Genomic DNA, 1,781 nt, shown 5'->3' with positions numbered 1-1,781 from the left:
GGCTGCCGCCCGTACCTGGTGCCGCTGTCCTCGGCCACCCCCTCGCCGTTCGCGTACACCCCCGACGGGCGCCCGGCGGCGGGCGGGCTCGACCCGGGCGAGGGCGAGGCCGCCGAGGGCGAGGGCACGGTCATGGTGGAAGTGGAGGGGCTGGAGAGCCGCGTGACCCCGTTCCCGGTGACGGCTTCGAAGTACTCGGCCCTGTACCCGGTGCACGGCGGCGGACTGGTGTGGCTGCGCTGGCCGATCTCGGGCGCGCTCGGCGAGACGTTCGCCAGCCCGACCGACACCAGCGGCAAGCCCACGCTGGAGCACTTCGAGATCACCAAGGCGCGCAAGAGCGAACTGGCCTCCGGACTCGACTGGTTCGCGGTCAGCGGCGACGGCACCCGGCTCGTGATCAACGACGACGGGGACCTGCGCGCGGTCCCGGCGACCGAGTCCGGCGACAGCGACTCCACGGTCTACCTGGACCTGCGGCGCATCCTGCACGAGGTGGACCCGGCCGCCGAGTGGCGCCAGGCGTTCGAGGAGGCCGGGCGGCTGATCCGCGCCTACTTCTGGGAGCCGGACATGTGCGGCATCGACTGGGACGGGGTGCTGCGCCAGTACCGCCCCCTGGTCGAACGGGTTGCCTCGCCCGACGAGTTCGCGGACCTGCTGCGCGAGGTGCTCGGCGAACTCGGCACCTCGCACGCGTACGTCTCCCCCGCACGCCGCAACGAGGGCCCGCCGCACTACCACCGGCCGATCGGCCTGCTCGGCGCCAACTTCGTGCCCCGCGAGGAGGGCTGGACGCTCGCCCGGATCCTGCCCGGCGAGTCCTCGGACTCCAAGGCCCGCTCCCCGCTCGCCGGCACCGGCATCCGGGAGGGCGCCGTGCTCACCCACGTCGACGGGCGGCCGGTGGACCCGGTGGCCGGGCCCTATCCGCTGCTCGCGGCGGCCGGCGGCACCACGGTCGAGCTGACCTTCGTCCCCGCCGAGGGCGAGGGCCGGGCCCGGCGGGTCGCGATCGTGCCGCTGATCGACGAGCGGCCGCTGCGCTACCAGGACTGGGTGTCCAAGCGGCGCGCGGTGGTCCGGGAGCTCAGCGGCGGCAAGTGCGGCTACCTGCACATCCCCGACATGGGCGGTTCGGGCTGGGCGCAGTTCAACCGGGACCTGCGGATGGAGATGTCCCGGCCCGCGCTGATCGTGGACGTACGCGGCAACGCGGGCGGGCACATCAGCGAACTGGTGGTGGAGAAGCTCACCCGCTCGATCCTCGGCTGGGACCTGACGCGCAACGCCCAGCCGGTGTCGTACGCCTCCAACGCGCCGCGCGGCCCGATCGTGGCACTGGCCGACGAGGCGACCTCCTCGGACGGCGACATGATCACGGCGGCCATCAAGCTGCTCGGGCTCGGCCCGGTGGTCGGCCAGCGCACCTGGGGCGGGGTGGTCGGGATGACCGGCCGGCACACGCTGGGCGACGGCACGGTGATCACGGTGCCGATGAACGCCGCCTGGTTCCCGGAGTACGGGTGGTCGGTGGAGAACCACGGCGTGGAACCGGACCTCGCGATCCTGCGCACCCCGCTCGACTGGGCGGAGGGGCGGCACGCGCAGATGGACGACGCCGTGGAGCTGGCGCTGGAGCTGCTGGAACAGGAGCCGGCCGCGGTGCCGCCGGGGTACGCGGACGTACCGGACCTGCGGCGCCCGAAGCTGCCGCCGAGGCCGTAGGACGTGCGCGAGGGGCGCGCACCTGACACTTATCCACCACTCCGATCCCACGA

1 protein-coding gene is annotated in these 1,781 nt (G+C 73.6%); it reads left to right on the top strand.

Going from position 1 to position 1,781, the window contains the following annotated elements:
* The coding region (locus ACFXA3_RS42090) for a S41 family peptidase (RefSeq protein ID WP_385196735.1) at nt 1-1,728 on the top strand (1,728 nt) is incomplete at its 5' end.
* Between the last annotated feature and the right edge of the window lie 53 nt (nt 1,729-1,781).

Source organism: Streptomyces sp. NPDC059456, assembly GCF_042750055.1.
Classification (GTDB): Bacteria; Actinomycetota; Actinomycetes; order Streptomycetales; family Streptomycetaceae; genus Streptomyces.
This window is presented reverse-complemented; position numbering and strand designations above follow the sequence as displayed.